General features: G+C 70.1%; 21 protein-coding genes. 8 read left to right on the forward strand and 13 right to left on the reverse strand.

The genetic code is table 11. From position 1 onward, the window contains the following. The first annotated feature begins 13 nt into the window (after positions 1 to 13). Positions 14 to 1306, forward strand: coding sequence for an NAD(P)/FAD-dependent oxidoreductase (locus HNQ70_RS04145; protein WP_183964572.1), 1293 nt, complete (start codon positions 14 to 16; stop codon positions 1304 to 1306). Next, the gene (locus tag HNQ70_RS04150; RefSeq protein WP_183964574.1) at positions 1299 to 1814 is read left to right on the forward strand and encodes a disulfide bond formation protein B; all 516 of its coding nucleotides are present in this window, start codon (positions 1299 to 1301) and stop codon (positions 1812 to 1814) included. Before HNQ70_RS04145 ends, HNQ70_RS04150 begins: the two co-directional genes overlap by 8 nt. A gap of 83 nt (positions 1815 to 1897) precedes the next feature. Here the strand turns inward: HNQ70_RS04150 and HNQ70_RS04155 are convergent, their stop codons facing one another. From HNQ70_RS04155 to rfbB, 5 genes are all read right to left on the reverse strand, one after another. Beyond that, entirely contained in the window at positions 1898 to 3937 is a 2040-nt protein-coding gene (locus HNQ70_RS04155) for an NADPH-dependent 2,4-dienoyl-CoA reductase (protein ID WP_183964576.1), read from the reverse strand. Between the two features lie 193 nt (positions 3938 to 4130). Continuing rightward, on the reverse strand, positions 4131 to 5039 hold the full coding sequence (rfbD, locus tag HNQ70_RS04160; protein ID WP_343060629.1) for a dTDP-4-dehydrorhamnose reductase: 909 nt from the start codon (positions 5037 to 5039) through the stop codon (positions 4131 to 4133). Next, positions 5036 to 5584 (reverse strand): dTDP-4-dehydrorhamnose 3,5-epimerase, encoded by a 549-nt coding sequence (gene rfbC / locus HNQ70_RS04165; RefSeq protein WP_183964580.1) that lies wholly within the window; start codon positions 5582 to 5584, stop codon positions 5036 to 5038. The genes rfbD and rfbC overlap by 4 nt, the downstream gene beginning before the upstream one ends. A gap of 43 nt (positions 5585 to 5627) precedes the next feature. Continuing rightward, positions 5628 to 6503 carry a glucose-1-phosphate thymidylyltransferase RfbA gene (rfbA, locus tag HNQ70_RS04170; protein WP_183964582.1) on the reverse strand — a complete coding sequence of 292 codons (876 nt, stop codon included), beginning with the start codon at positions 6501 to 6503 and terminating at the stop codon, positions 5628 to 5630. A 1-nt stretch (position 6504) separates the two neighbouring features. Next, the gene (rfbB, locus tag HNQ70_RS04175; RefSeq protein WP_183964583.1) at positions 6505 to 7563 is read right to left on the reverse strand and encodes a dTDP-glucose 4,6-dehydratase; all 1059 of its coding nucleotides are present in this window, start codon (positions 7561 to 7563) and stop codon (positions 6505 to 6507) included. Positions 7564 to 7673: 110 nt separating this feature from the next. On the opposite strand from rfbB, the gene tal reads away from it, so the two are divergent. Next, positions 7674 to 8609 carry a transaldolase gene (gene tal, locus HNQ70_RS04180; protein WP_183964585.1) on the forward strand — a complete coding sequence of 312 codons (936 nt, stop codon included), beginning with the start codon at positions 7674 to 7676 and terminating at the stop codon, positions 8607 to 8609. Here tal and dut read toward each other — a convergent pair. From dut to HNQ70_RS04200, 4 genes are all read right to left on the reverse strand, one after another. Further along, positions 8606 to 9052: a dUTP diphosphatase gene (gene dut / locus HNQ70_RS04185; RefSeq protein WP_183964587.1), complete on the reverse strand. Its 447-nt coding sequence runs from the start codon at positions 9050 to 9052 to the stop codon at positions 8606 to 8608. The two genes, tal and dut, sit on opposite strands and share 4 nt — an antisense overlap. After that, on the reverse strand, positions 9049 to 9633 hold the full coding sequence (locus tag HNQ70_RS04190; RefSeq protein WP_183964589.1) for a hypothetical protein: 585 nt from the start codon (positions 9631 to 9633) through the stop codon (positions 9049 to 9051). The genes dut and HNQ70_RS04190 overlap by 4 nt, the downstream gene beginning before the upstream one ends. 97 nt (positions 9634 to 9730) lie before the next feature. Continuing rightward, positions 9731 to 10774 (reverse strand): phosphotransferase family protein, encoded by a 1044-nt coding sequence (locus tag HNQ70_RS04195; protein ID WP_183964591.1) that lies wholly within the window; start codon positions 10772 to 10774, stop codon positions 9731 to 9733. After that, on the reverse strand, positions 10771 to 12003 hold the full coding sequence (locus HNQ70_RS04200; protein WP_183964594.1) for an acyl-CoA dehydrogenase family protein: 1233 nt from the start codon (positions 12001 to 12003) through the stop codon (positions 10771 to 10773). The genes HNQ70_RS04195 and HNQ70_RS04200 overlap by 4 nt, the downstream gene beginning before the upstream one ends. Positions 12004 to 12276: 273 nt before the next feature. Between HNQ70_RS04200 and HNQ70_RS04205 the strand changes: the two genes are divergently transcribed. Continuing rightward, on the forward strand, positions 12277 to 13869 hold the full coding sequence (locus HNQ70_RS04205) for an acyl-CoA synthetase (RefSeq protein ID WP_183964596.1): 1593 nt from the start codon (positions 12277 to 12279) through the stop codon (positions 13867 to 13869). Positions 13870 to 13985: 116 nt separating this feature from the next. Then, complete coding sequence (locus HNQ70_RS04210) at positions 13986 to 15206, forward strand: ABC transporter substrate-binding protein (RefSeq protein WP_183964598.1); 1221 nt, start codon at positions 13986 to 13988, stop codon at positions 15204 to 15206. On the opposite strand, the gene coaBC is transcribed toward HNQ70_RS04210, so the two are convergent. The 4 genes from coaBC to HNQ70_RS04230 all read right to left on the reverse strand — a co-directional run bounded on the left by coaBC (position 15203) and on the right by HNQ70_RS04230 (position 20902). After that, entirely contained in the window at positions 15203 to 16405 is a 1203-nt protein-coding gene (gene coaBC, locus HNQ70_RS04215; RefSeq protein ID WP_183964599.1) for a bifunctional phosphopantothenoylcysteine decarboxylase/phosphopantothenate--cysteine ligase CoaBC, read from the reverse strand. The two genes, HNQ70_RS04210 and coaBC, sit on opposite strands and share 4 nt — an antisense overlap. A gap of 64 nt (positions 16406 to 16469) precedes the next feature. Next, entirely contained in the window at positions 16470 to 17000 is a 531-nt protein-coding gene (gene lspA / locus HNQ70_RS04220) for a signal peptidase II (protein WP_183964601.1), read from the reverse strand. 8 nt (positions 17001 to 17008) lie between these two features. After that, positions 17009 to 19855, reverse strand: a complete 2847-nt coding sequence (gene ileS, locus HNQ70_RS04225) for an isoleucine--tRNA ligase (RefSeq protein ID WP_183964603.1) — start codon at positions 19853 to 19855, stop codon at positions 17009 to 17011. Between the two features lie 84 nt (positions 19856 to 19939). After that, entirely contained in the window at positions 19940 to 20902 is a 963-nt protein-coding gene (locus HNQ70_RS04230; RefSeq protein ID WP_183964604.1) for a bifunctional riboflavin kinase/FAD synthetase, read from the reverse strand. 126 nt (positions 20903 to 21028) lie between these two features. Here HNQ70_RS04230 and purN point away from each other — a divergent pair, with 126 nt between their 5' ends. From purN to HNQ70_RS04245, 3 genes are all read left to right on the forward strand, one after another. Continuing rightward, positions 21029 to 21682 (forward strand): phosphoribosylglycinamide formyltransferase, encoded by a 654-nt coding sequence (gene purN, locus HNQ70_RS04235; RefSeq protein ID WP_183964605.1) that lies wholly within the window; start codon positions 21029 to 21031, stop codon positions 21680 to 21682. Continuing rightward, positions 21679 to 23016, forward strand: coding sequence for an RsmB/NOP family class I SAM-dependent RNA methyltransferase (locus tag HNQ70_RS04240; protein WP_183964606.1), 1338 nt, complete (start codon positions 21679 to 21681; stop codon positions 23014 to 23016). The genes purN and HNQ70_RS04240 overlap by 4 nt, the downstream gene beginning before the upstream one ends. A 115-nt stretch (positions 23017 to 23131) precedes the next feature. Further along, positions 23132 to 24331 (forward strand): DesA family fatty acid desaturase, encoded by a 1200-nt coding sequence (locus HNQ70_RS04245; RefSeq protein ID WP_183965459.1) that lies wholly within the window; start codon positions 23132 to 23134, stop codon positions 24329 to 24331. Positions 24332 to 24353 lie beyond the last annotated feature (22 nt).

The following is a 24353-nucleotide window of genomic DNA, read 5'->3' on the forward strand; positions in this document are numbered from 1 at the left end:
GGGGGGCAAGAGCATGAGCAATACGAACTTCTCCCGCCGGCGCTTCGCGCAGGCCATTGGCGGCGCGGCCGCCATCGGGGCCCTGGGCGCATGCGCCAGCGTCGCCCCCTCGGTCCAGACCAAGAAGCTCGGCCGCGTGCTGGTGGTCGGAGCGGGCTACGGCGGCGCCACCGCAGCCAAGTACCTCAAGCACTGGGGCGGTCCCGGCATCGAGGTGCTGCTGGTCGACCGCAGTCCGCAATTCGTGTCCTGCCCGCTGTCCAATCTGGTGCTGGGCGGCTCGCGCAAGATCGAAGACCTCACCGTCGGCTACCAGGGTCTGCGCGACCTCGGTGTCATGGTGGTCCGCGACGAGGTCCGCTCGATCGACGCCGCGAAGAAGCGCGCCAGCTTCGGCTCGATCGCCGACCAGTCCTTCGACCGCATCGTGGTCTCCCCCGGTGTCGACTTCAACTTCGGCGCCGTCCAGGGCCTGGACGCGCAAGCGCAGAAGACCGTGCTGCACGCCTGGAAGGCCGGCCAGCAGACCGTCGACCTGCGCCGTCAGCTCGAGGCCATGCCCGACGGCGGCACCTACGTGCTGACCGTCCCGCTTGCGCCCTACCGCTGCCCGCCCGGGCCCTATGAACGGGCCTGCCAGGTGGCGCACTACTTCAAGACCCGCAAGCCGCGCTCCAAGGTGGTGATCCTCGACGCCAATCCGGACATCACCTCGAAGAAGGGCCTGTTCATGGCGGCCTTCAACGGGCCGTACAAGGGCATCGTCGAGTACCGCCCGAACAGCAACGTCACCGAGATCGACCCGCGCACGAAGACCGCGATCACCGAGATCGGCGACAAGGTCAGGGCCGACGTGCTGAACGTGGTGCCGCCGCAGGCCGCGGGCGAGATCGCGCGCCAGGCGGGTCTGGTCAATGCGAACAACCGCTGGTGCCAGGTCGACTGGGTCACGCTCGAGTCCACCGCGGCCCCGGGCGTCCACGTGCTGGGCGACGCCACGCTGTCGGCGCCTGCCATGCCCAAGTCCGGCCACATGGCCAACCAGCACGGCAAGGCAGTGGCTGCTGCCATCGTCGAGAGCATGAACGGGCGCGTGCCGCAGCCCGCGATGATGAACAACACCTGCTACAGCTTCATCGACGACACCACGGTCGTGCACGTGGCTTCGGTGCACCGCTACGACGCGGCGAAGAAGACGATGGTGACGGTCGAAGGCTCGGGCGGCCTGTCCCCTGGCCCCACGGTGCTGGAAGGCAACTACGCCAACGCCTGGGCCCAGAACATCTGGAAGGACATGCTTGCCTGATCGTGACCAGGGCGGGGCCGCCAGGCTGCTGGCGGCCTGCGCGTGCTTCTGTGCTGCGGCGCTTGCCCTCGGGCAGGTGGCGCAGCACGCCTTCGACATGCAGCCCTGCGCCTGGTGCGTGCTGCAGCGCCTGATCTTCCTGCTCGCGGGGATTTCCTGCGCGCTCGGGGCGTGGGTGCTGCGTTCTCGCGCCGGGCGCCTGGTCGCCGCGCTCACTGCCGACCTGCTCGTTTCCGCGGGCCTGGCTGCCGCGCTCTACCAGCACTTCGTTGCGTCGCGCACCGACTCCTGCGCGCTCACGCTCGCCGACCGGCTCGTGATGGCGCTGTCGCTGCCCGAACTCGCGCCGTCGATGTTCCTGGCGACAGCCTCGTGCGCCGAGGCGAACCTGCCGCTGCTGGGAATTCCCTTCGCGCTCTGGAGCGCGGCGGCCTTCCTGCTGCTGGCCGCCGCCCTGGGGCTGGCGCTGGTGCGCCTGCTGCGCGGCGGCGGGCAGGGGCCGGGATGAGGCTCTAGAGTTCACCGCCAGGCGCGCGCGAGGTCAGCGCGAGGCGCGAGACGGCTTTGGGACCGTCTCGCAGTTCGAGGTTTTCAGGCCACCGCTGCCAGGCGGCTGGCCTGGTCGATCGCCCGCTTGGCGTCGAGCTCCGCTGCCTCGAAGGCACCGCCGACCAGCGTCGACTTCACCCCCGCGGCCTGCAACTCGTCGTAGAGCCCGCGCAGCGGCAGCTGGCCGGCGCAGACGATCACGCTGTCCACTTCGAAGAGCTTCGGTTGGCCGCTGACCAGCGTGTGCAGGCCGGCGTCGTCGATCTTCAGGTACTCCACACCGTTGATCATCTGCACGCCGCGCGCGTTCAGCGTGGCGCGATGCGTCCAGCCGGTGGTGCGGCCGAGGCCCTTGCCCACCGGGTCGGTCTTGCGCTGCATCAGGTAGACGGTGCGATCGGCCGCGGCCACCTGGCGCTGGACGCCAGTGACGCCGCCGCGCGGGTGGTTCTCGAAGTCGATCCCCCACTCCTTGGCGAACACCTCGACGTCCATCGAGGCCGACACGCCCTCGTGGCTGATCAGCTCGGCCACGTCGAAGCCGATGCCGCCCGCGCCCATGATCGCCACCCGCTTGCCCACCGGCTTGCGGCCGAGGATCACGTCGATGTAGCTCACCGCCTTCGGGTGGTCGATGCCCTCGAGCGCCGGGCGGCGCGGCTCGATGCCGGTGGCCACGATCACCTCGTCGAAGCCCATCTGCTGGAGCGTCGCGGCGTCCACTCGGGTGTTCAGGCGCAGGTCGATGCCCAGCTTGCCGATCATGGTCCGGTAGTAGCGCAGCGTCTCGTGGAACTCCTCCTTGCCGGGGATGCGCTTGGCCAGGTTGAACTGGCCGCCGATCTCGGCGCCGGCGTCGAACAGCGTGACCGCATGGCCGCGCTGCGCAGCCACCGTGGCGTAGGCGAGCCCCGCAGGGCCGGCGCCGACCACCGCGATGCGCCGCGCGGCGGCCGCGGGTTCGTACTTCAGCAGCGTCTCGTTGCAGGCGCGCGGGTTCACCAGGCAGCTCACCTGCTGGCGGCCGCCGAAGGTGTGGTCCAGGCAGGCCTGGTTGCAGGCGATGCAGGTGTTGATCTCGTCCTCGCGGCCCTGCGCGGCCTTGAGCACCAGCTCGGGGTCGGCCAGCATCGGGCGGGCCATCGAGACGATGTCGGCGTCGCCGCGGGCGAGCACCGCCTCGGCCACGTCCGGCATGTTGATCCGGTTGCTGGTGATCATCGGCACCTTCAGCTCCTTGCGAAGCCGGCCGGTGACCTGCGTGAACGCGGCGCGCGGCACCATCGTCGCGATGGTGGGCACCGGCGCCTCGTGCCAGCAGAAGTGCGTGCTGATGACGTTCACGCCCTCGGCCTCGAGCGCCTTGGCCAGCGAGAGCACCTCCTCCCAGGCCAGTCCGCCCTCGAGCATGTCCATCGCCGCGATCCGGAACACCAGGATGAAGTCGGGGCCGACCGCAGCGCGCACCCGGCGCACCACCTCGATGGGGAAGCGCATCCGGTTCTCCCAGGAGCCGCCCCACTGGTCGGTGCGCAGGTTGGTCTTCTGCACGAGGAAGGTGCTGATCAGGTAGCCGGCCGAGCCGATGATCTCGACCCCGTCGTAGCCGGCCAGCTTCGCCATCGCGGCGCAATTGGCGAAGTCTGCGATCTGCTTCTCGATGCCGGCCTCGGTCAGCTCGTTCGGACGGAAGCGGCCGATGCGCGACTTCACCGCCGAGGGCGCCACGCAGATCTCCTTGGCCGTCAGCGAACCGGAGTGCAGGATCTGCAGGCAGATTTTCACGTCCGGGTCGGCGGCGTGCACCGCCTGCGTGATGATGCGGTGCTGCGCGGCCTCCGCGGGCGTCGACAGCTTGGCGCCGGTGCCGCCCTCCTCGTTGGGGGAGATGCCGCCGGTGATGATCAGGCCCACGCCGCCGCGGGCGCGCTCGGCGAAGAAGGCCGCCATCCGCTCGAAGCCGTTCTCGGCCTCCTCGAGGCCGGTGTGCATTGAACCCATCAGCGCCCGGTTCTTGAGCCGGGTGAAGCCCAGGTCGAGCGGGGAGAACAGGTGCGGATAGCGATCGGTGGCGGTGGGCATGGCTGATGTCACGGAAACGGTTTGGAGGAGGGTGCGCGCGGGGCGCCCCTGATGGAGCGAGACTTTAGCGGAAACGGCCGGTGCAACCCGCCGCGGGGTGGGTGAATCCGAGACTGGAAGCCCGGTGCCCGGTGCCCGGTGCCCGGTGCCCGGTGCCGGGCGCCGGGCGCGGCGGAGCGGCGGAGCGGCGGCCTCAGGCCACCGGGCGCTCGCCGCCCCCCGCCAGCAGCGCGTTGAGTGCGACTTCCCAGTGCGGCAGCGCCTGCCCGAAGCCGCGCGCCAGCCGGCCGTTGTCCAACACCGAGTTGCGCGGGCGCGCCGCCGGAGTCGGATAGTCCTCGGTGCGGATCGGGGTCACGCGCGGCCGATGGGCCGGAGGCGGCGCGCCCAGCGCCTGCGACACCGCATCCAGCCGGTCGACGATCGCGCGGGCGAAGCCGCACCAGGACACCACGCCCGCGCAGCTCATGTGGAAGATTCCGCCCTCTGGCGGCGGATCGGCGCGCAGGCGCCGGACGAGCGCCGCGCCCGCGTCGGCGAGCGCCGCGCTGCTGGTCGGCGCGCCCACCTGGTCGTCGACCACGCGCAGCTCCTCGCGCTCGCAGGCCAGCCGGTGCATCGTGGTCAGGAAGTTGCGTCCGCGCAGGCTGTAGACCCAGCTGGTGCGCAGGATCAGGTGCCGGCAGCCGCTCGCCGCCACCGCCTGCTCGCCGGCGAGCTTGGTGCGCCCGTACACGCCCAGCGGCCCGGTGGGGTCCTCCTCCCGCCAGGGGCGCGTGCCGCTGCCGTCGAACACGTAGTCGGTGGAGTAGTGGACCAGCCACGCGCCCAGTCGCGCGGCCTCCTCGCCGAGCACGCCCGGGGCGATGCCGTTGATCCGCATCGCCTCGTCGGCTTCCGACTCGGCCCGGTCGACCGCGGTGTAGGCGGCCGGGTTGAAGATCAGCTGCGGCGCCACCCGGCGCACCGCGGCGCGGATCGAGTCCGGCGAGGCGAGGTCCATCGCGCTCCGGTCGAGGCCCACCACCTCGCCCAGCGGCGCAAGCGTGCGCAGCAGGTCGTGACCGACCTGCCCGGAGACGCCGGTGACCAGGATCCTCACTCGAAGCACTCCGCCTGCGCCAGCGGCAGGCCCTGCCCGTCCTTGGCCGACAGCGCCGGCGCGCGCCCATCGAGCGGCCAGTCGATGCCCACGCCGGGGTCGTTCCATACCAGGCAGCGTTCATGCTCCGGCGCCCAGTAGTCGGTGGTCTTGTAGAGGAAGTCGGCCGACTCGGACAGCACCAGGAAGCCGTGGCCGAAACCCGGCGGCACCCACAGCATCCGGCGGTTCTGCGCCGACAGCACGAAGCCCTCCCAGCGCCCGAAGCTGGGCGAGCCGCGGCGCAGGTCCACCGCTACGTCGAACACCTCGCCGCTCACCGCGCGCACCAGCTTCCCCTGCGCCTGCCGCACCTGGTAGTGGATGCCGCGCAGCACGTCGCGGCGCGAGTGCGAGTGGTTGTCCTGCACGAAGTCCAGCGTCACGCCAGTGGCCTCGCGGAAGGCGCGCGCATTGAAGCTCTCGAAGAAGAAGCCGCGGTCGTCGCCGAACACGCGCGGCTCGATCAGCAGCACGCCGGGCAGGGTGGTGGAGATCACGTTCATCGGGGCGTCCGTTCGCGCGGCATGGAGGGAAGCTGGGCCTTCATCAGAACACCCGGTCGCGCAGGACGCCCAGCAGGTACTGACCGTAGCCGCTCTTGACCAGCGGGGCCGCCAGCGCTTCGAGCTGCGCGGCGTCGATCCAGCCCATCCGGTAGGCGATCTCCTCGGGGCAGGCGATCTTCAGCCCCTGCCGCTTCTCCAGCGTCTGCACGAACAGCGAGGCCTCGATCAGCGACTCGTGCGTGCCAGTGTCCAGCCAGGCGTGGCCGCGGCCCATCACGCGCACCTCGAGCTCGCCGCGCTCAAGGTAGATGCGGTTGAGGTCGGTGATCTCCAGTTCGCCGCGCGGCGAGGGCTTCAGCGATCTGGCGAAGCCCACCACCTGCTCGTCGTAGAAGTACAGGCCGGTCACCGCGTAGCGCGACTTCGGCTTGGCGGGCTTCTCCTCCAGGCTGATCGCGCGGCCCGCGGCGTCGAATTCCACCACGCCGTAGCGCTCGGGGTCGTGCACCGGGTAGGCGAACACCGTTGCTCCGCTGGTGCGCTGCGCGGCAGCCGCGAGCTCGCGAGCCAGGTCATGCCCGTAGAAGATGTTGTCGCCGAGCACCAGCGCGCAGGGCGAGCCGCCGATGAACTCCTCGCCGATCAGGAAGGCCTGCGCCAGCCCGTCGGGCGAGGGCTGCACCGCGTAGGACAGCGACAGCCCCCAGGCGCTGCCGTCGCCCAGCAGCTGCTCGAAGCGCGGCGTGTCCTGCGGCGTGGAGATGATCAGGATCTCGCGGATGCCGGCAAGCATCAGCGTCGACAGCGGGTAATAGACCATCGGCTTGTCGTAGATCGGCAGCAGCTGCTTGGACACCACCTGGGTGACCGGGTGCAGCCGGGTGCCGGAGCCGCCGGCGAGGATGATTCCCTTCATTTCATCGTGCCTCGTAGTTCCTGGCGATCCATTCGCGATAGGCGCCGGACTGCACCCGCGCCACCCAGTCCTGGTGGTCCAGGTACCAGCGCACCGTCTTGCCGATTCCGGTCTCGAAGGTTTCCGCGGGCCGCCAGCCGAGCTCGCCAGCGATCTTGCGCGCGTCGATCGCATAGCGGCGGTCATGGCCGGGCCGGTCGGCCACGTAGCCGATCAGGCGCTCGCGCGGGCCGGCCGGATCCGGGCGCATCGTGTCGAGCAGCCGGCAGACGGTGCGCACCACCTCGATGTTGGGCATCTCGTTGTTGCCGCCCACGTTGTAGACCTCGCCCGGACGGCCCGCCTCCAGCACGCGGCGGATCGCCGCGCAATGGTCGCCCACGTAGAGCCAGTCGCGCACGTTCAAGCCGTCGCCGTAGATCGGCAGCGGCCGGCCCGCCAGCGCGTTGGCGATGATCAGCGGGATCAGCTTCTCCGGGAACTGGCAGGGGCCGTAGTTGTTCGAGCAGTTGGTGGTCAGCGTCGGCAGTCCGTAGGTGTGATGCCAGGCTCGCACCAGGTGGTCGGAGGCGGCCTTCGACGCCGAGTAGGGGCTGTTGGGCCGATAGGGCGTGGTCTCCGAGAACCCGGGCTCGTCCGGCTCCAGCGAGCCGTACACCTCGTCGGTGGACACGTGCAGGAAGCGGAAGGCCTGGCGCTCGGCGCCCTCGAGTCCGCTCCAGTACGCGCGCGCCGCCTCCAGCAGCGAGAACGTGCCGTCGACGTTGGTGCGCACGAACTCGCCCGGGCCCAGGATCGATCGGTCGACGTGGCTCTCGGCGGCGAAGTGGATCAGCGCGCGCGGACGCAGTTCGCGCATCAGCGCCAGCACCGCGTCGCGCTCGCAGACGTCCAGCTTCTCGAAGCGGTAGCGCGGGTCGCGCTCCACGCTGGCCAGGTTCTCCAGATTGCCCGCGTAGGTGAGCCGGTCGATGTTGAGCACTGGCTCGTCGCTGCCGGCGAGCCAGTCGAGGATGAAGTTGGCGCCGATGAAGCCGGCGCCTCCGGTGACGAAGATCATTCGGGCCGTCCGGGGCAGGGGCAGGAGGAAGGCGCCGATTTTCTCACGCCAGGAGGGGCGTGCCGATTCGGTCATAATCCCCGCGTCCGCATCCACCGAGGCCTCGAGCCATGTCCGCGCTAGACCAGCTCCGGCAGTTCACCACCGTGGTCGCCGATACCGGCGACTTCAACTCGATGCGCGCGTTCGCGCCGCGCGACGCCACCACCAACCCCACGCTGATCCTCAAGGCGGTCGGCATGCCCGACTACCGCTCGCTGCTCGAAGAGACGGTGGCGGCGCACTCCGGCGAGACCGCGGGCGAGGTCTGCGACCGGCTGCTCGTGCGCTTCGGCTGCGAGATCCTGAAGCTGATCCCCGGGCGCGTCTCCACCGAGGTCGATGCGCGGCTCTCCTTCGACACCGAGGGCACCATCGCCAAGGCCCACCGCATCGTCGACCTGTACGCCACGCAGGGCGTCGGCCGCGACCGGGTGCTGATCAAGGTGGCCGCCACCTGGGAAGGCATCCGTGCCGCCGAGCGCCTGGAGAACGACGGCATTCACTGCAACCTCACGCTGCTCTTCTCCTTCCCGCAGGCGGTGGCCTGCGCCGACGCGGGGGTCACGCTGATCTCGCCCTTTGTCGGCCGCATCTACGACTGGTACCGCAAGCGCGACGGCGTCGATTATGCGGGCGACGCCGATCCCGGCGTGCTGTCGGTGCGGCGCATCTACGAGTACTTCAAGAAGTACGGCTATCCCACCGAAGTGATGGGGGCGAGCTTCCGCAATACCGGGCAGATCCTGGCGCTGGCGGGCTGCGATCTGCTCACCATCAGCCCGGAACTGCTCGCCCAACTGGCGCAGTCGGAGCAGCCCGTGCAGCGCAGGCTGGACGCCGCGGCCGCGCGCCAGCTGCACCTGGACCGGGTGCGCTTCGACGAGAAGCACTTCCGCTTCGAGTTCAACGAGGATGCGATGGCCACCGAGAAGCTGGCCGAAGGGATCCGCGCCTTCGTCTCGGACGCCGCGAAGCTCGAGCAGCTGGTGGTGGCGGCGCGCTAACTTTTTCCGGTGCTGCCGAAGCCTGCGGCGCCGCGCTCGCTGGCGCCGAATTCCTCCACCACCTCGAAGCGCGCCTGCACCACCGGTACGATCACCAGCTGCGCGATCCGTTCCATCGGTTCGATGACGAAGTCCTCGCGGCCGCGGTTCCAGCAGGACACCATCAGCTGCCCCTGGTAGTCGGAATCGATCAGGCCGACCAGGTTGCCGAGCACGATGCCGTGCTTGTGGCCTAGCCCGGAGCGCGGCAGGATCAGCGCGGCGAAGCCGGGGTCGGCGACGTGCACTGCGATTCCCGTCGGGATCAGTTCGGTGTCGCCCGGAGCGAGCCGCAGCGGCGCGCCCAGGCAGGCGCGCAGGTCGAGGCCGGCGCTGCCCGGGGTGGCATAGGCCGGAAGGCGGTCGCGCATCCGGGGGTCGAGAATCTTGACTTCCAGTTTCATGGCAGCTTGCGGGCGAGGCGCCGGAGGAAAGCGCCGGAGGTGATCAGCAGGATGCCGCCGAACGGATGGGCGAAGAACGGCGGGTCTTCTGAGAAAGACAGCGCGATCAGTGCGATCCCTGCGAAGGTCGCGAAGCCCGCGATACGGCGCAACAGGTGCGGCAGCCCTGCCGATGCGACGGGCAGCGCACGACGAAGCCGCTCCAGGCGCATCTCCAGCGACTCCCCGTCGAGCGGGCCGGCGCTGGCATCGGGCCGGGTCGCGCCCGCGGTTGGCCGCGCCCCGCCCGCGTCGCGGCGGGTTGCGCCGCCGTCGAGGCGGGTGGCGTCGGGACGGGTCGCGCCGGCGTGGGGGCCTGCGGCCTGCCGCGGAAAGCCGCCCGGAACGGCGCCAGCGGGGTCACCCGGCAGTGCGCCCGGGGCAGCCCCCGGAGCGCCCGGAGTGCCCGGAGCGCCCGCGCCGCCGCCATGCCCCCAGCCGGTCGGTGGCGTTTCAGGAATCTGCTGGGCCTTCGGGGCGCTGACCAGGGACTCGACGTAGCTGGCGTAGTCGCCATCCTTGGGCTCTCTGGAGTCGATCATGGCCGGACTCCTTTCGTCGGGGAGGGAGGATCGTAGGGAGGCTGCTTCGCAGTCATGACCGCCGAAGCTACCTCACCGCGCCGACTTAGTCAGCAACTCATGTTCCCTGGGGCCCGGCCAGGATCGCCAGCCCCACCTCGGCGAACACCTCGGCGCTTTCACCGAAGGCCAGTGCGCTCTCGGCCACCGCGGTGCCCTCGCGCGCACGGCGCAGCAGCCCCGCCGACATCGCCGCCTGGCGGAACATCGCGAAGGCCTTGTGGAAGCGCAGGTCGGTATCGACGGGCAGGCCACTCCGCTCGAGGTAGTAGCGGGCCAGCGCCTGCTGCGAAGGCAGTCCCAGCGCGGCCCGGTCCACTCCGGCGAGGCCCGGCAGCAGGTAGTCGGGCGGCAACTCCTGCACGCCGAGGAACTGTCCCAGGTCGGCCAGGGGATGGCCCAGCGTCGACAGCTCCCAGTCGAGCACGGCCTTCACTCGCGGGGTGCCGGGCTCGAACATCAGGTTGTCCAGGCGGCAGTCGCCGTGCAGCAGCACCGTGGGCGCCGGTTCGCGCGGCACCAGCGGCTCGAGCGCCGAGACGAGTGCGTCCAGTGCCGGCAGGCCCTCGGGTACCGCGGTGCGGTACTGCTGGCTCCAGCGATGCAGCTGGCGCTCGAAGTAGTTGCCCGGCCGGCCGAAGTCGCTCAGGCCGGTGGCGGCCAGGTCGGTGCGATGGATGGCCAGCAGGCTGTCCAGCGCCGCGCGGTAGACAGCCTCGCGCCGGGCCGGCGGAACATCGGGCAGCGCCACGTTGCGATGCACCTCGCCCTCGACGCAGTCCATCAGGTAGAACTGCACGCCGATCACGTCGAGGTCGCTGCACAGGACGTGGATGCGCGCCACCGGCACCGCGCTGCCATGCAGCGCGGTGATGACCCGCACCTCGCGGTCCAGGGCATGCGCCGACTTCAGCAGCGCCCCGGCAGGCTGGGTGCGCAGGATGTAGGCGCCGCCGTCGGCCTCCAGCCGCCAGATCGGGTTCGAGTTGCCGCCGACGATGCGGCTGGCCCCGTGCAGGCGGCCCACGGCGGGCACGCAGCTCCGCAGGTAAGGTTCCAGCCGCCCCAGGTCGGGGGGCGGGGCGCTGACCACCGAGCTCATGCGGCAGCCGGCTGTGCGTGCTGCCTGATCAGGTGCCTGGCGAGCTGCGACAGGTGCACCTGGTCCGGACCGTCGCCGATCCGGATGTAACGTGCATAGGTGTAGGCCTTGGCGAGGAAGGTGTCCTGCGACACCCCCATGCCGCCGTGCACCTGGATCGCGCGGTCGATGACACGCGCGGCCATGCTCGGCACGATGATCTTGGCCGCTGCGATCAGGTCCTTGGCAACCTTGTTGCCGAGCCGATCCATCTTGTCGGCGGCCATCAGCGTGATCATCCGGGCTTGCTCGATCTCGCAGAACGAATGCGCGATGTCCTCACGCACCGAGCCGTGCTCCGAGAGTTTCATTCCGAACGCCGCGCGGGACTCGGCGCGCTGGCACATCAGCTCCAGCGCGCGCTGGGCGGCGCCGATCAGCCGCATGCAGTGGTGGATGCGGCCCGGCCCGAGGCGGCCCTGCGCGATCTCGAAGCCGCGGCCCTCGCCGAGCAGGATGTTCGAGGCCGGCACGCGCACGTTGTCGTAGACGATCTCGGGATGGCCGATGCCGCTCTGATAGCCGAAGACGTGGATGTCGCGGATGATCTTCACGCCCGGCGCGTCGCGCGGCACGAGGATCATCGACTGCTGCTTGTGGGTCTGCGGATTGTCGGGATCGGTCTTGCCCATCACGATCAGCAGCTTGCAGGCAGCGGCCTGCGCGCCCGAGGTGAACCACTTGCGGCCGTTGATCACGTAGCTGTCGCCATCGCGGCGGATGCTGCAGCGGATGTTGGTGGCGTCGCTCGACGCGACCTCGGGCTCGGTCATCGAGAACGCGGAGCGGATGCGTCCGTCGAGCAGCGGATCGAGCCACTCGCGCTTCTGCGCCTCGCTGCCGAACAGCGCCAGCGTCTCCATGTTGCCGGTGTCGGGCGCCGAGCAGTTGAACACCTCGGAGGCCCATTCCACCCGGCCCATCATCTCGGCCAGCGGCGCGTACTCGAGGTTGCTCAGCCCCGCGCCGTGCTCGCCATGCGCCTTCGGCAGAAACATGTTCCAGAGCCCCTCGGCCCTCGCCTTCGCCTTCAGCTCCTCGAGCAGGGCGGGGGCGTGGTAGCGGCCGTCGCGCATGCCGTCGTGCGCGGCGGCCTCGTAAGCCTTCTCGTTCGGGTAGACATGCCGATCCATGAACACCGAGAGCTGTTCCTGGAGGGCACGCGCCCGGTCACTGTGATTGAAGTCCATCAGTCTCTCCTTGGTTGTCCACGGCGATTCGCGCAGCCTGGGCGACAGCCTAACGGAGTCTCCCGGTGTTCTCTTGCGCCAACCTGCTGCCACTGGCGGCATCGGCCCGAACCCCCTCGTCCGCGCCCTGGAGCGCTCGGACCGGCGCCAGCCAGTTGCCGCAAGACCACCCGGGTTGGGGCCGTTACGCTCCCCGGCAGATCGAACCGCCCCGCAGTGCCTGCGATGCAGCGCGCCGCCGGGCAAAGCCACCGATGTCCGAGGAGAAGAACGATGAGCACCCCGCTCGACCTGGATCCATTCGCTTTCGGCGGCGTGCCTGCACCCCGGCCGGCGATCGGCATGGGGCAATGGTTCTCGGCGCGTGCAAGCCGTGGCGCTCACCGTCCGGCCCTGAGCTTCGAGGGGCGCACCTGGCGCTACGGCGAGCTCGCCGGCGAGGTCGACCGCCTCGCCACGGTGCTCGCCGAAGGGGGGCTGAAGCCCGGCATGCGGCTGGCCTACCTCGGCTTCAACAACCCGATGTTCTTCGTCGCGCTGTTCGCGACCACGAAGCTGGGCGCGGTCTTCGTCCCGCTGAATTTCCGCCTCACCGGGCCGGAGCTGGCCTACATCATCGACGACGCCGGCGCGCACACCCTGCTTGCGGATTCCGCACACCATGCGGTGCTCGATGGCGTGCGCGAGTCGCTGTGCTGCCGGGCGTTCTGGAACGCCGACGGCAAGGCGGCCGACCCCGCGCGCTGGCCGGCCCTGGCCGACGCCGTGGCGGCGGCGTCTCCCTGGACGGCGCCCGCCGCCGCGCCGGCGGCCGATGACGTGGCAGTGATCATGTACACGTCGGGCACCACCGGGCGGCCCAAGGGGGCGATGCTGACCCACGGCAACTTCTGGTGGAACCACGTCGCCGAGCTGTACACCATGGACGTGATGGCCGACGACCGGCTGCTCGTGTTCGCGCCGGTGTTCCACATCGGCGGTCTCAACGTGCTGACGCTCACCACCTTCCTGAAGGGCGGGCACGTGGTGCTGCAGCGGCATTTCGACCCCGCAACCGCGCTGGCCGCGCTCGCCGAGCATCGCATCAGCACCGTCTTCGCGGTGCCCGCGATGCTGCTGTTCATGAGCCAGCAGCCGGACTTCGCCCAGGCCGACCTGTCCGCGCTGCGCCTGATCATGTGCGGCGGCGCGCCCTGTCCCGAGCCCCTATTGCACCTGTACAACGGGCGCGGCATCGCGATCCAGCAGGGCTACGGCCTCACCGAGACGGCTTCGATGGTGGCGGCGCTGACCGCCGAGTACGCAGCGACGAAGATCGGCTCGGTCGGCCACACCACGCTGCTGACGCAGGTCCGGCTGATCGATTCCGACGGCGGCGAGGTGACCGAGCCGCTGGCGCGCGGAGAGATCTGCGTGCGCGGCCCGAACGTGATGCGCGGCTACTGGAACCAGCCCGAGGCCACGCGCCAGGCGCTCGGCGCCGACGGCTGGTTCCGCACCGGCGACATCGGTTACCGCGATGCGGACGGCTTCCACTACGTCTGCGACCGGGTCAAGGACATGATCATCACGGGCGGCGAGAACGTCTACCCGGCGGAGATCGAGAGCGTGCTCGCAGGCCATCCCGCCATCGCGGAGGTGGCGGTCATCGGCGCGCCCGACGCGAAGTGGGGCGAGACCGTGGTGGCGGTCGTGGCGCTCAAGCCCGGACACACGCTCGGGCTCGATGAACTGCAGGCCTTCGCGGGCGAGCGGCTGGCCCGCTACAAGCTGCCGCGGCAACTGCAGCTTGTGGATGCGTTGCCGCGCAATCCCACCGGGAAGATCCTGAAGTACAAGCTGCGGGAAGAGCGGCGGCCGGCTTAGCCACTTCACGCAAGACTGCGCGCCGCCCGGCTCCTAAGCTGGGTCCACGCTGCGGCACTTTGCTCGGCGACGCAGGCCGCGATTCCAGGCCGACGCAACAATCCGGAGACCCGAGAATGATGAAGTCCGATCGACGCACCATCCTGGCTGGCGCCGCCGGCGTGGCAGCCTCCATGCTGCTTCCCGGCGCGGCCCGTGCGCAGAATTTGCCCGGCGTGACCGCCACCGAGCTGAAGTTCGGGTCCACGACCTCGTTCAGCGGGCCGGTTTCGGCGCTGGGCACGATCAACAAGGCGCAGCTGGGCTACTTCAAGATGATCAACGAGCAGGGCGGGATCGCCGGCCGCAAGCTCACCTACATCGTCTACGACGATGGCTTCTCGCCGCCCAAGACGCTCGAGCAGGCCCGTCGGCTGATCGAGCAGGACGAGGTGGCCTTCCTGTTCGCCAACCTTGGCACCGGCCCGAACTCGGCCATCGTCAAGTACGTGAACAGCCTCGGGGTGCCGCATCTCTTCCTCGGGGTCAATGGCGACAAGTGGGGCGACTACAAGACCTACCCCTGGTCGATGGGCTTCGGACCGAGCGCCAGGGTCGAGGCCCAGATCTACGTCAAGTACGCGCTGCAGCAGAAGCCCAACGCGAAGATCGGGCTGCTCTTCCAGAACGACGACTTCGGACGCGACTACGTCATCGGCGCGAAGGACGTGCTCGGTGACCGCTACGACTCGATGGTGAAGGCGGTCTCGTTCGAAGTCACCGATCCGAGCATCTCTTCGCAGCTGATCCAGTTGCAGGGCGCCGGCGTCGACGTGCTGCTCTCGGGCGTCACCGGCAAGTTCGGTGCGCTCGCCATCCGCGGCATCAGCGAACTGGGCTGGAAGCCGATGCACTTCATCCCTGTCGGAGTGTCGTCGGTGGCCGCGACGATCAACCCGGCAGGAGCCGAACGTTCGATCGGGACCATCACGTCGGTCTACACCAAGGATCCTGGCGATCCGGCCTGGAGCAATGACGCCGGGGTGAAGACCTACAAGGCGTTCATGGCCAAGTACTACCCCGAGGGGAATCCGGACGACTTCTTCAACGTCCACGGGTTCATCAGCGCCGCGGTGCTGGTGCAACTGCTGAGGCAGTGCAACGGCGACTTCTCGCGCAAGAGCATCATGGCCCAGGCGAACAATCTGAAGGACGTGGAGAACCCGATGCTGCTGCCCGGCATCAAGGTCAACACGAGTCCGACCAACCACAACCCGCTGCGTCAGATGCAGCTGCAGCGCTGGAACGGCAAGCAGTGGGAGCGCTTCGGCAGCATCATCGAAGGCGCGAAGCTCTAGCGCGCCGGTCCGACGCGTCGCGCGAGTTCCACGACCAGCTCCGCGGCCAGCCGGTCCTTGGGCGCGCGCTCCAGCCGGCGCATTCCTTCGGCGTCGATCAGCAGAAGCTCGTTGTCGTCGCGCCCGAAGGTGGCGTGGCCGATGTTGGCGACCAGCAGCGGCACGCCTTTGCGGCGGCGCTTCTCCTGGCCGTTGCGCTCCAGGTCCTCGCTCTCGGCGGCGAAGCCGACGCAGTAGGGCGCGTCCGGCCGCGCCGCCACGCCGGCGAGGATGTCCGGGTTCTGCACGAACTCGAGCGCCGGCGGCGCGCCGCCCTCGGTCTTCTTGAGCTTGCTGGCGCTGGCGTTGGCCACCCGCCAGTCGGCCACCGCGGCCACTGCGATGAATACGTCGGCGGCGGCGGCGGCCATCTCGGCGTGCACCGCGTCGGCCATCTGCCGCGCGGTCTGCACGTTCACGCGGCGCACCTCGCGCGGCGTGGGCAGCATCGTCGGTCCTGCCACCAGCGCCACGTCGGCGCCCGCCTGCCGGCAGGCCCGCGCGATCGCGAAGCCCATTTTTCCGGACGACAGGTTGGTGATGCCGCGCACCGGGTCGATCGGCTCGAAGGTGGGGCCCGCGGTGATCAGCACGCGGCGCCCGGCCAGGCCCTTGGCGACGAAGAACGCGATCGCGTCTTCGACCAGGTCCTCGGGCTCGAGCATCCGCCCCATGCCGACCTCGCCGCAGGCCTGGTCGCCGGCGTCCGGGCCCAGCACCGTGACGCCGTCGGCGCGCAGCTGCGCGACGTTGCGCCGGGTGGGCGCCGCGTCCCACATCTCGCGGTTCATCGCCGGGGCCACCAGCAGCGGGCAGTTGCGCGCCAGGCACAGCGTCGACAACAGGTCGTCGGCCAGGCCCAGCGCCAGCTTCGCCATGAAGTCCGCGGTGGCCGGTGCGATCAGGATCGCATCGGCTTCGCGCGAGAGTTCGATGTGCGCCATGTTGTTGTCGATGCGCGCATCCCACTGGTCGGTGTAGACCGTGCGCCCGGTGAGCGCCTGGAAGGTGGCCGGGGCCACGAAGCGCGTGGCGGCCTCGGTCATCACCACCTGGACGGTGGCGCCCTGGCGCTGCAGCTCGCGGGCGAGCACCGCGGCCTTGAAGGCGGCGACGCCGCCGGTGACGCCCAGCAGGAGGTGGCGGTTGGCGAGTTCCATGGCGGTCGATCCTGAACAGGCGGGGAGTGGAAGGGGCGCGGGCGCGAGCCTGGGCGGGCGCGGCTCAGCGGGCGCTGCGCATCCGGCGCAGCTCGTCGATCACCATCAGCACCGCGCCCACGGTGATCGCGCTGTCGGCCACGTTGAAGGCGGGCCAGTAGAGGTCGCGCCAGTGCACCAGCAGGAAGTCGACCACCTTGCCATGGACCAGGCGGTCGATGACGTTGCCGAGCGCGCCGCCGAGGATCAGCGTGAGCGCCAGCGCGAAGGGCCGCTGCTCGCCGTGGCGGCGCAGCAGGTGGACGATGAACAGCGATGCTGCCACGCCGATGCCGACGAAGAACCAGCGCTGCCAGCCGCCGGCGCCGGCCAGGAAGCTGAACGCCGCGCCGGTGTTGTAGACCAGCGTGAGGTCGAAGAAGCCCGGAATCACCGGACGGCGTTCGGCGAACGCGAAACTGCCCAGCACCAGCCACTTGGTGAGCTGGTCAAGGACGATGACCAGGGCCGCCAGCGACAGCCAGCCGGCGAGGCCCCTGGACGGAGCGGGCCTGGGCACGGGGGGAGGCACGGAGGCGGACACGGTGCTGGACATCGCGGGCCTCAGGCGCACTGCCTGGGCTCGCCCTCGCCGAAGAGGTTGTCCACGCAGCGCCCGCACAGACCGGGGTGCTCCGGGTGGGCGCCGGTGTCGGCGCGCCAGTGCCAGCAGCGCTCGCACTTGGCGTGCGCGCTGGCCGTGACCAGCACCTCGGTCTCCTGCCCCTGCGCCCGCGTCACCGTGGCCGCCGAGGTGATCAGCACGAAGCGCAGGTCGTCGCCGAGCGTCGACAGCAGGTCGTAGTCCTCGCCGCCCACGCGCAGTTCAACTTCGGCCTGCAGCGAGGAGCCGATGCCGCCGGCCGAGCGCAGCTCCTCGAGCCGGCGCAACACGTCGCCGCGCAGCGCGCGGATCCGGTCCCACTTGAGCGCCAGCAGGTGGCCGTCTGGCACCGCGGGAAACTCGTGCCAGGTCTGCGTGAAGATGGTCTCCTCGCCTTCGGCCCAGAGCCTGGGCGCGAACAGCGGCCAGGCCTCCTCGGCGGTGAAGGACAGGATGGGCGCCATCGCGCGCAGCAGCGCGCTGGTGACATGGTGCAGCGCGGTCTGCGCCGAGCGGCGCGCGCGGCTGCCGGGCGCCGTCGTGTAGAGGCGGTCCTTGAGGATGTCGAGGTAGAAGGCGCCCAGGTCTTCGGAGCAGAAGGTCTGCAGCTTGGCGACCACCGGGTGGAACTCGAACTTCGCCAGGTCTTCCTCGATCCCGCGCTGCCAGGCTGCGGTCATCGCGATCGCATAGCGGTCGATCTCGAAGAGCTCGGCCACCGGGACGGCGTGCTGCTCCGGGTCGAAGTCGGCGACGTTGGCCAGCAGGAAGCGCAGCGTGTTGCGGATGCGGCGGTAGGCCTCGACGACGCGCTTGAGGATCTCGTCGGAAATCGACAGCTCGCCGGAGTAGTCGGTGCTGGCCACCCACAGGCGCAGGATCTCCGCGCCCAGCGCGTCGGAGACCTTCTGCGGGGCGATCACGTTGCCCATCGACTTCGACATCTTGCGGCCCTGGCCGTCGACCACGAAGCCGTGGGTGAGCAGCGCGCGGTAGGGCGGGTGGCCGTCGAGCATCGACGCGGTGAGCAGCGACGAATGGAACCAGCCGCGATGCTGGTCGCTGCCTTCCAGGTACATGTCGGCCGGGAAGTGCGACTGCTCCGCGTGCGAGCCGCGCAGCACGGTGCGGTGCGTGGTTCCGGAGTCGAACCAGACGTCCAGCGTGTCGCGGTTCTTCTCGTAGTGGGCGGCGTCGGCGCCGAGCAGCTCGGCCGGGTCCAGCTTCTGCCAGGCCTCGATGCCTTCCTTCTCGATGCGCAGCGCCACCTGCTCGATCAGCTCGGGCGTGCGTGGATGCAGCTCGCCGGTCTCGCGGTGAACGAAGAAGGCCATCGGTACGCCCCACTGGCGCTGGCGCGACAGCGTCCAGTCCGGCCGGTTGGCGATCATGCCGTGCAGCCGCGCCTTGCCCCAGTTCGGGTAGAAGGCGGTGGCCTCGACGCCCTTGAGCGCGGCTTCGCGCAGCGTGGCGCCGCCGTCGACCGGCTGCAGGTCCATGCCGGCGAACCACTGGCTGGAGGCGCGATAGATCACCGGCGTCTTGTGCCGCCAGCAGTGCATGTAGCTGTGCGCATGCTTCTCGGCGTGGAACAGGTTGCCGCGCTCGCGCAGCGTCTCGACGATCTTCGGGTTGGCTGCCCAGATCGACTGCCCGCCGAACAGCTCGAGCGACTCCACGTAGCGGCCGTCGCCCATCACCGGCTGCAGGATCTCCGCGTCGGTCATCCCGTAGTGCTTGCAGGAGGCGAAGTCCTCGATGCCGTAGGCGGGCGACGAGTGCACGATGCCGGTGCCGGTGTCCAGGGTGACGTACTCGCCCAGGTAGACCGGCGACAGCCGATCGTAGAGGGGATGGCGGAACTTGATCAGCTCCAGCGCCCGCCCGCGGCAGGTGGCGATGGTCTCGCCCTGCAGCCCCCAGGCGGCCAGGCAGGCCTCGACCCGCTCGGCGGCCAGCAGCAGCAGCGCCGGCGCGCCGTCGCGCTCGGTGCGCACCAGCGCGTACTCGAAGTCAGGATGAAGGTTCAGCGCCTGGTTCGACGGCAGCGTCCACGGCGTGGTGGTCCAGATCAAGCACCAGCCGCGCTCGGCCGGCAGCGCGTCCAGCCCGAAGGCCGTGGCGATCTGCTCGGGCTCGGCGAACGGGAAGCCCACGTCCACCGCGATGTCGGTCTTGTCCGCGTACTCCACCTCGGCCTCGGCCAGCGCCGAGCCGCAGTCGAAGCACCAGTTCACCGGCTTCAGGCCGCGGAACAGGTAGCCCTTCTCGAGCAGCGTGCCCAGCGTGCGCAGCTCGTCGGCCTCGTTGTGGAAGGCCATCGTCAGGTAGGGGTTGTCCCACTCGCCGAGCACGCCCAGGCGGATGAAGTCCTTCTTCTGGCGCTCCACCTGCTCGGTGGCGTAGGCGCGCGATCTTGCCTGCACCTCCGCCGCCGGCAGGTTCTTGCCGAACTTCTTCTCGATCTGGATCTCGATCGGCATGCCGTGGCAATCCCAGCCGGGCACGTAGCGCGCGTCGAAGCCCGCCATGTTGCGGCTCTTGACGATCATGTCCTTCAGGATCTTGTTGACCGCGTGCCCGATGTGGATGTCGCCGTTCGCATAGGGCGGTCCGTCGTGCAGCACCCAGACCGGCCGGCCCTTGCAGGCGGCGCGGATGCGCTTGTAGACGCCCTTGTCCTGCCATTCCTGCGTCCACTTCGGCTCGCGCCTGGCGAGGTCGCCGCGCATCGGAAAGGACGTGTCGGGCAGGTTCAGCGTGTCGCGGTAGGACTTGCCGGAGGCGGGTGCCTTGTCTGCGGCCATGGGTTCGTTCCTGGGTGGGATGTTCGGTCGGATGGGGCGTCGCGGCCTTGCTGAGGGTCGGTGCGGGTCGGTGCGCGACGCGGCTCAGCCGGCCGACGCGGCGTCGCGGCGCGCGAAGTAGTCCCGCGCGTCCTGCGCGTCGCGGCGGATCTGCGCAGTGAGCGCTTCCAGGCCGTCGTAGTGGCGTTCCTCGCGCAGGCGCTGCAGGAACTCCACCCGCAGCAGGCGTCCGTAGAGGTCGCCGGAGAAGTCGAACAGGTGCACCTCGAGCAGCAGCTTGCCGTCGCGCTCGATCGCGGGGCGCGTGCCCAGGCTGGCCACTGCCGGCCAGGGGGCTTCGCCCACGCCGTGCACCTGCACCACGAAGACGCCGTGCACCGCGGGCCGCGCGAAGGGGATGCGGATGTTCAGCGTGGGAAAGCCCAGCGTGCGGCCCAGCTGGCGGCCGCGCACCACGTGGCCGGAGATGAAGTAGGGGCGGCCGAGCAGACGGTGCGCGAGCGCGAAGTCGCCGGTCTCGAGCGCGCCGCGCACCGAGGAGCTGGAGATGCGACTGCCGTCGTCGGTGAACGTGTCCATGCGCGCCAGCCCGAAGCCGTGCTGCGCCGAAGCCGCTTCCAGCATCGCGAAGTCTCCGCGGCGCCTGGCGCCGAAGCGGAAGTCGTCGCCGATCAGCAGGTGCCGGGCCTGCAGGCCGTCGACGATGATCTCGTCGATGAAGGACTCTGCGGCGAGGTTGGCCAGCGAGGCGTTGAAGTGGGCGATGCAGACGCGGTCGACGCCGTGGTCGGCCAGCGCGTCGAGCTTGTCCCGCTCGGTGAGGATGCGGGCCGGCGCGCTGTCGGGCTTGCCGGTGAGTTCGGCGAAGAACTCGCGCGGGTGCGGCTCGAAGGTCAGCACGCAGGAGGGCACGCCGAGGGCGTCGGCGCGCGCGCGCAGCGCCGCGAGCACGGCCTGGTGTCCGCGGTGCACGCCGTCGAAATTGCCGATCGTCAGCGCGCAGGGGCGGCGCTGTTCGGCGGGCGGCAGGAGGCGGAAGACTTCCATGTTGGGCTGGCGTTGGGTTTGACTGGCAGGTTCGATGGGCGCGACCCGCCCGGGCTGTCCGGCAAAACCTTGAATTATAAGGCTTTACACCCAGGTTTCGGGGCGCCGGATGTTAGAATCGGGACGATGAAAAATATCGTGGTGCTGATCTCCGGGCGCGGCTCGAACATGATTTCGATCGCCCAGGCCTGCCTCTCGCAATGCTGGCCGGCGCGCATCGCGGCCGTGATCAGCAATCGGCCCCAGGCTGCCGGGCTGGCGGCGGCGCGCGCGCTGGGCCTGCCGGTGGAAGTCGAGGACAGCGCCGGCCGCACCGACCGCGAAGCCTACGACGCCGACCTGGCGCGGCGCATCGACGCGCACTCGCCCGATCTGGTGCTGCTCGCCGGCTACATGCGCATCCTCACGCCGGCCTTCGTCGATCGCTTCGCAGGGCGCCTGCTCAACATCCATCCGTCGCTGCTGCCGTCCTTCCCGGGCCTGGACACCCATCGCCGCGCCCTCGAGGCCGGCGTCAAGGTGCATGGCGCCACGGTGCACCTGGTCACCGCCGAGCTTGATTCCGGTCCCATCCTCGCCCAGGCGGCCGTCCCGGTGATGCCCGGCGACGATGAGGACGCGCTCTCGGCCCGCGTGCTCGAGGCCGAGCATGCAATCTATCCGATGGCGGTGCGCTGGATGATCGATGAACGCGTCGAGGTGCGGGGCAGGACGGTGCGGCTGCGCGATCCCGGGCCTGGCGAGACCGGCCTGCTGCTGCCGCGGTCGGAGCGGGCATGAGCGGCGCGACGAAGGGCGGGGCGCGCCCCGGAGACCGTCCGGGCGCACGCGGTGCAGGCGGCGGCCGCGGCGGCCCGAAGCCTGGCGGCGGCCGTGGCGGCCCGCAGCCAGGCAGCGGCAGCGGCCGCGGCCGGCGTGAACCTGCGGCCCTGCCGCTGGCGGAACTGGCGCTCATAGAGGCGCTGCGCTTCAGGCAGCCAGCCGACCTCGTGCTGCGCCGCTTCTTCGCTGAGCACCGCGAGATGGGCCGGCGCGACCGCGCCGAAGTCGCCGAGCTGGTCTTCGATGTCCTGCGCAACCGCCGGCTGTACGCCAGCCTCGCGCAGAGCGCTGGCGGCTCGCTGCCGGCGCGCATGCTGGCGCTTTCCAGGGAGCGCGCCCAGATCCGCACCGCGGGGCTGGCCCCCGAGATCCGCCTGAGCCTGCCCGACTGGCTCTACGAGCGCCTGGCGGCGCGCATGCCGAAGGATGAGCTCGAGTCGCTGGGCGCCTCGATGCTCAAGCCCGCGCCGCTGGACCTGCGGACAAACCTGCTCAAGGGCGATCGCGACACGGCCCTGGCGTCGCTGCGCTCCGAGGGCATCGACTGCGAGCCGTCGGCGCTGGCCCCGCTGGGCATCCGGGTCGCCGGCAAGCCGGCCCTGGAGCGCACGCGCGCCTTCAACGAGGGCCTGGTCGAGGTGCAGGACTGCGGCAGCCAGCTGATCGCGCTGCTGTGCGCGCCCAGGCGCGGCCAGACCGTCGTCGACTTCTGCGCCGGCGCGGGCGGCAAGACGCTGGCCCTGGCGGCGCTGCTGCGCGGCACCGGCCAGATCTTCGCCTGCGACGTCTCCGTCGGGCGCCTGCAGCGGCTGCGGCCGAGGCTGGCACGCTCGGGAGCGAGCAACGTGCAGCCCTACGGAATCGACAACGAGCTCGATCCCAAGCTCGAGCGGCTGGCGGGCCGCGCCGACGTGGTCTTGGTCGATGCGCCCTGCAGCGGCACCGGCACGCTGCGCCGCAACCCGGACCTCAAGTGGCGGATGGACGACGCCGGCGTCGCCGAGCTCACCGCCCGGCAGGGTTCCATCCTGGCCGCCGCCGCCCGGCTGGTGCGCCCCGGCGGCGCGCTGGTGTATGCCACCTGCAGCCTGCTCGACGAAGAGAACGACACGGTGCGCCGCGCCTTCGAGGCCGCGCATCCGGGCTGGACGGTGGAGCCTGCCGGCGCGGTGCTGTCGCGCCAGGGAGTGCCCGAGAGCGCAGTGCCACCGGACGCGGAGTGCCTCGAGTTGCGCCCCGACCGGCACGACACCGACGCCTTCTACGCGGTGCGCTGGCGGCGCCCGGCCTGACCGTCGTGACCGATTTACAACGAAAAATCAGGGTGTTACGCAAGCCCGACACAGGGTACACTGCGCCCGTTTGCAACTTGTCCGTACTGGAGTTCCCCGCTTGATCGATTCCGCACTGTTCGATTCGGTCCTGTCCTTCCTCGATACCGGCCTGGCCGATCTCACCGGATGGCAGATCCTCGCGTACACCCTGATCGTGACCCACATCACGATCGCGGGCGTCACCATCTACCTGCACCGCAGCCAGGCGCACCGCGCGCTGGACCTGCACCCGATCGTTTCGCACTTCTTCCGCTTCTGGCTGTGGCTGACCACCGGCATGGTCACGCGCGAGTGGGTTGCCATCCACCGCAAGCACCACGCCCGCTGCGAGACCGCGGACGATCCCCACAGCCCGCAGACCCGCGGCATCCGCAAGGTGCTGCTCGAGGGCGCCGAGCTGTACCGCGCCGAGGCGAAGAACCTCGAGACGATCGAGAAATTCAGCCACGGCACTCCGGACGACTGGATCGAGCGCAATCTGTACACGCGCCATTCCGCGCTGGGCATCTCGCTGCTGCTGATCATCAACGTCGCGCTGTTCGGCGTCATCGGCCTGTCCATCTGGGCAGTGCAGATGCTGTGGATCCCCATCAACGCCGCCGGCATCATCAACGGCATCGGCCACTACTGGGGCTACCGCAACTGGGACAGCGCCGACGCCAGCACCAACGTCTTTCCGATCGGCATCCTGATCGGCGGCGAGGAGCTGCACAACAACCACCACGCCTACGGCAGCTCGGCCAAGTTCTCGTCCAAGTGGTACGAGTTCGACATCGGCTGGGCCTACATCCGCATCATGTCGGTGCTGGGTCTCGCCAAGGTCCGCAGGCTCGCGCCCACGCCGAAGTTCGCCGAGGCAAAGCCGGTGGTGGACGTGGAAACGCTGCAGTCGGTCATCCAGAACCGCTACGACGTGATGGCGCAGTTCGCCGTGTCGCTGCGCCGTGCCTGCGCCGAGGAGGCCCGCCGCGTCGCGCCGGTCAGCCGTCCGCAGGGGCACCTGCTGGTCTCGGCCCGCAAGTGGCTGGCGGTCGACGCCGCCAAGTGGACCGGCGAGCAGCGCGCCAAGCTGGGCGAGATCTTCGCCGCCAGCGAGCAGGTCAAGAAGATCGTCGAGATGCGCAACGAGCTGTCGGCCATCTGGGACCGCTCCACGCTCTCGCGCGAGCAGCTGGTGGCGATGCTGCAGCAGTGGTGCCATCGTGCCGAGGCCAGCGGCGTGCGCGCGCTGCAGGACATCGCGCTGCGCATGCGCTGCTACGCGGCGGCCTGATCGCAGGCGGGCCTCCGCCCGC

Source organism: Quisquiliibacterium transsilvanicum (assembly GCF_014202215.1).
GTDB classification, from domain to species: Bacteria; Pseudomonadota; Gammaproteobacteria; order Burkholderiales; family Burkholderiaceae_E; genus Quisquiliibacterium; species Quisquiliibacterium transsilvanicum.

Coding starts and splice junctions, on each gene's coding strand:
- HNQ70_RS04145 (WP_183964572.1), top strand. CDS start 14: ATGAGCAATACGAACTTCTCCCGCCGGCGCTTCGCGCAGGCCATTGGC.
- HNQ70_RS04155 (WP_183964576.1), bottom strand. CDS start 3,937: ATGCCCACCGCCACCGATCGCTATCCGCACCTGTTCTCCCCGCTCGAC.
- rfbC (WP_183964580.1), bottom strand. CDS start 5,584: ATGAACGTGATCTCCACCACCCTGCCCGGCGTGCTGCTGATCGAGCCG.
- rfbA (WP_183964582.1), bottom strand. CDS start 6,503: ATGAAGGGAATCATCCTCGCCGGCGGCTCCGGCACCCGGCTGCACCCG.
- rfbB (WP_183964583.1), bottom strand. CDS start 7,563: ATGATCTTCGTCACCGGAGGCGCCGGCTTCATCGGCGCCAACTTCATC.
- tal (WP_183964585.1), top strand. CDS start 7,674: ATGTCCGCGCTAGACCAGCTCCGGCAGTTCACCACCGTGGTCGCCGAT.
- dut (WP_183964587.1), bottom strand. CDS start 9,052: ATGAAACTGGAAGTCAAGATTCTCGACCCCCGGATGCGCGACCGCCTT.
- HNQ70_RS04190 (WP_183964589.1), bottom strand. CDS start 9,633: ATGATCGACTCCAGAGAGCCCAAGGATGGCGACTACGCCAGCTACGTC.
- HNQ70_RS04195 (WP_183964591.1), bottom strand. CDS start 10,774: ATGAGCTCGGTGGTCAGCGCCCCGCCCCCCGACCTGGGGCGGCTGGAA.
- HNQ70_RS04200 (WP_183964594.1), bottom strand. CDS start 12,003: ATGGACTTCAATCACAGTGACCGGGCGCGTGCCCTCCAGGAACAGCTC.
- HNQ70_RS04205 (WP_183964596.1), top strand. CDS start 12,277: ATGAGCACCCCGCTCGACCTGGATCCATTCGCTTTCGGCGGCGTGCCT.
- HNQ70_RS04210 (WP_183964598.1), top strand. CDS start 13,986: ATGATGAAGTCCGATCGACGCACCATCCTGGCTGGCGCCGCCGGCGTG.
- coaBC (WP_183964599.1), bottom strand. CDS start 16,405: ATGGAACTCGCCAACCGCCACCTCCTGCTGGGCGTCACCGGCGGCGTC.
- lspA (WP_183964601.1), bottom strand. CDS start 17,000: ATGTCCAGCACCGTGTCCGCCTCCGTGCCTCCCCCCGTGCCCAGGCCC.
- ileS (WP_183964603.1), bottom strand. CDS start 19,855: ATGGCCGCAGACAAGGCACCCGCCTCCGGCAAGTCCTACCGCGACACG.
- HNQ70_RS04230 (WP_183964604.1), bottom strand. CDS start 20,902: ATGGAAGTCTTCCGCCTCCTGCCGCCCGCCGAACAGCGCCGCCCCTGC.
- purN (WP_183964605.1), top strand. CDS start 21,029: ATGAAAAATATCGTGGTGCTGATCTCCGGGCGCGGCTCGAACATGATT.
- HNQ70_RS04240 (WP_183964606.1), top strand. CDS start 21,679: ATGAGCGGCGCGACGAAGGGCGGGGCGCGCCCCGGAGACCGTCCGGGC.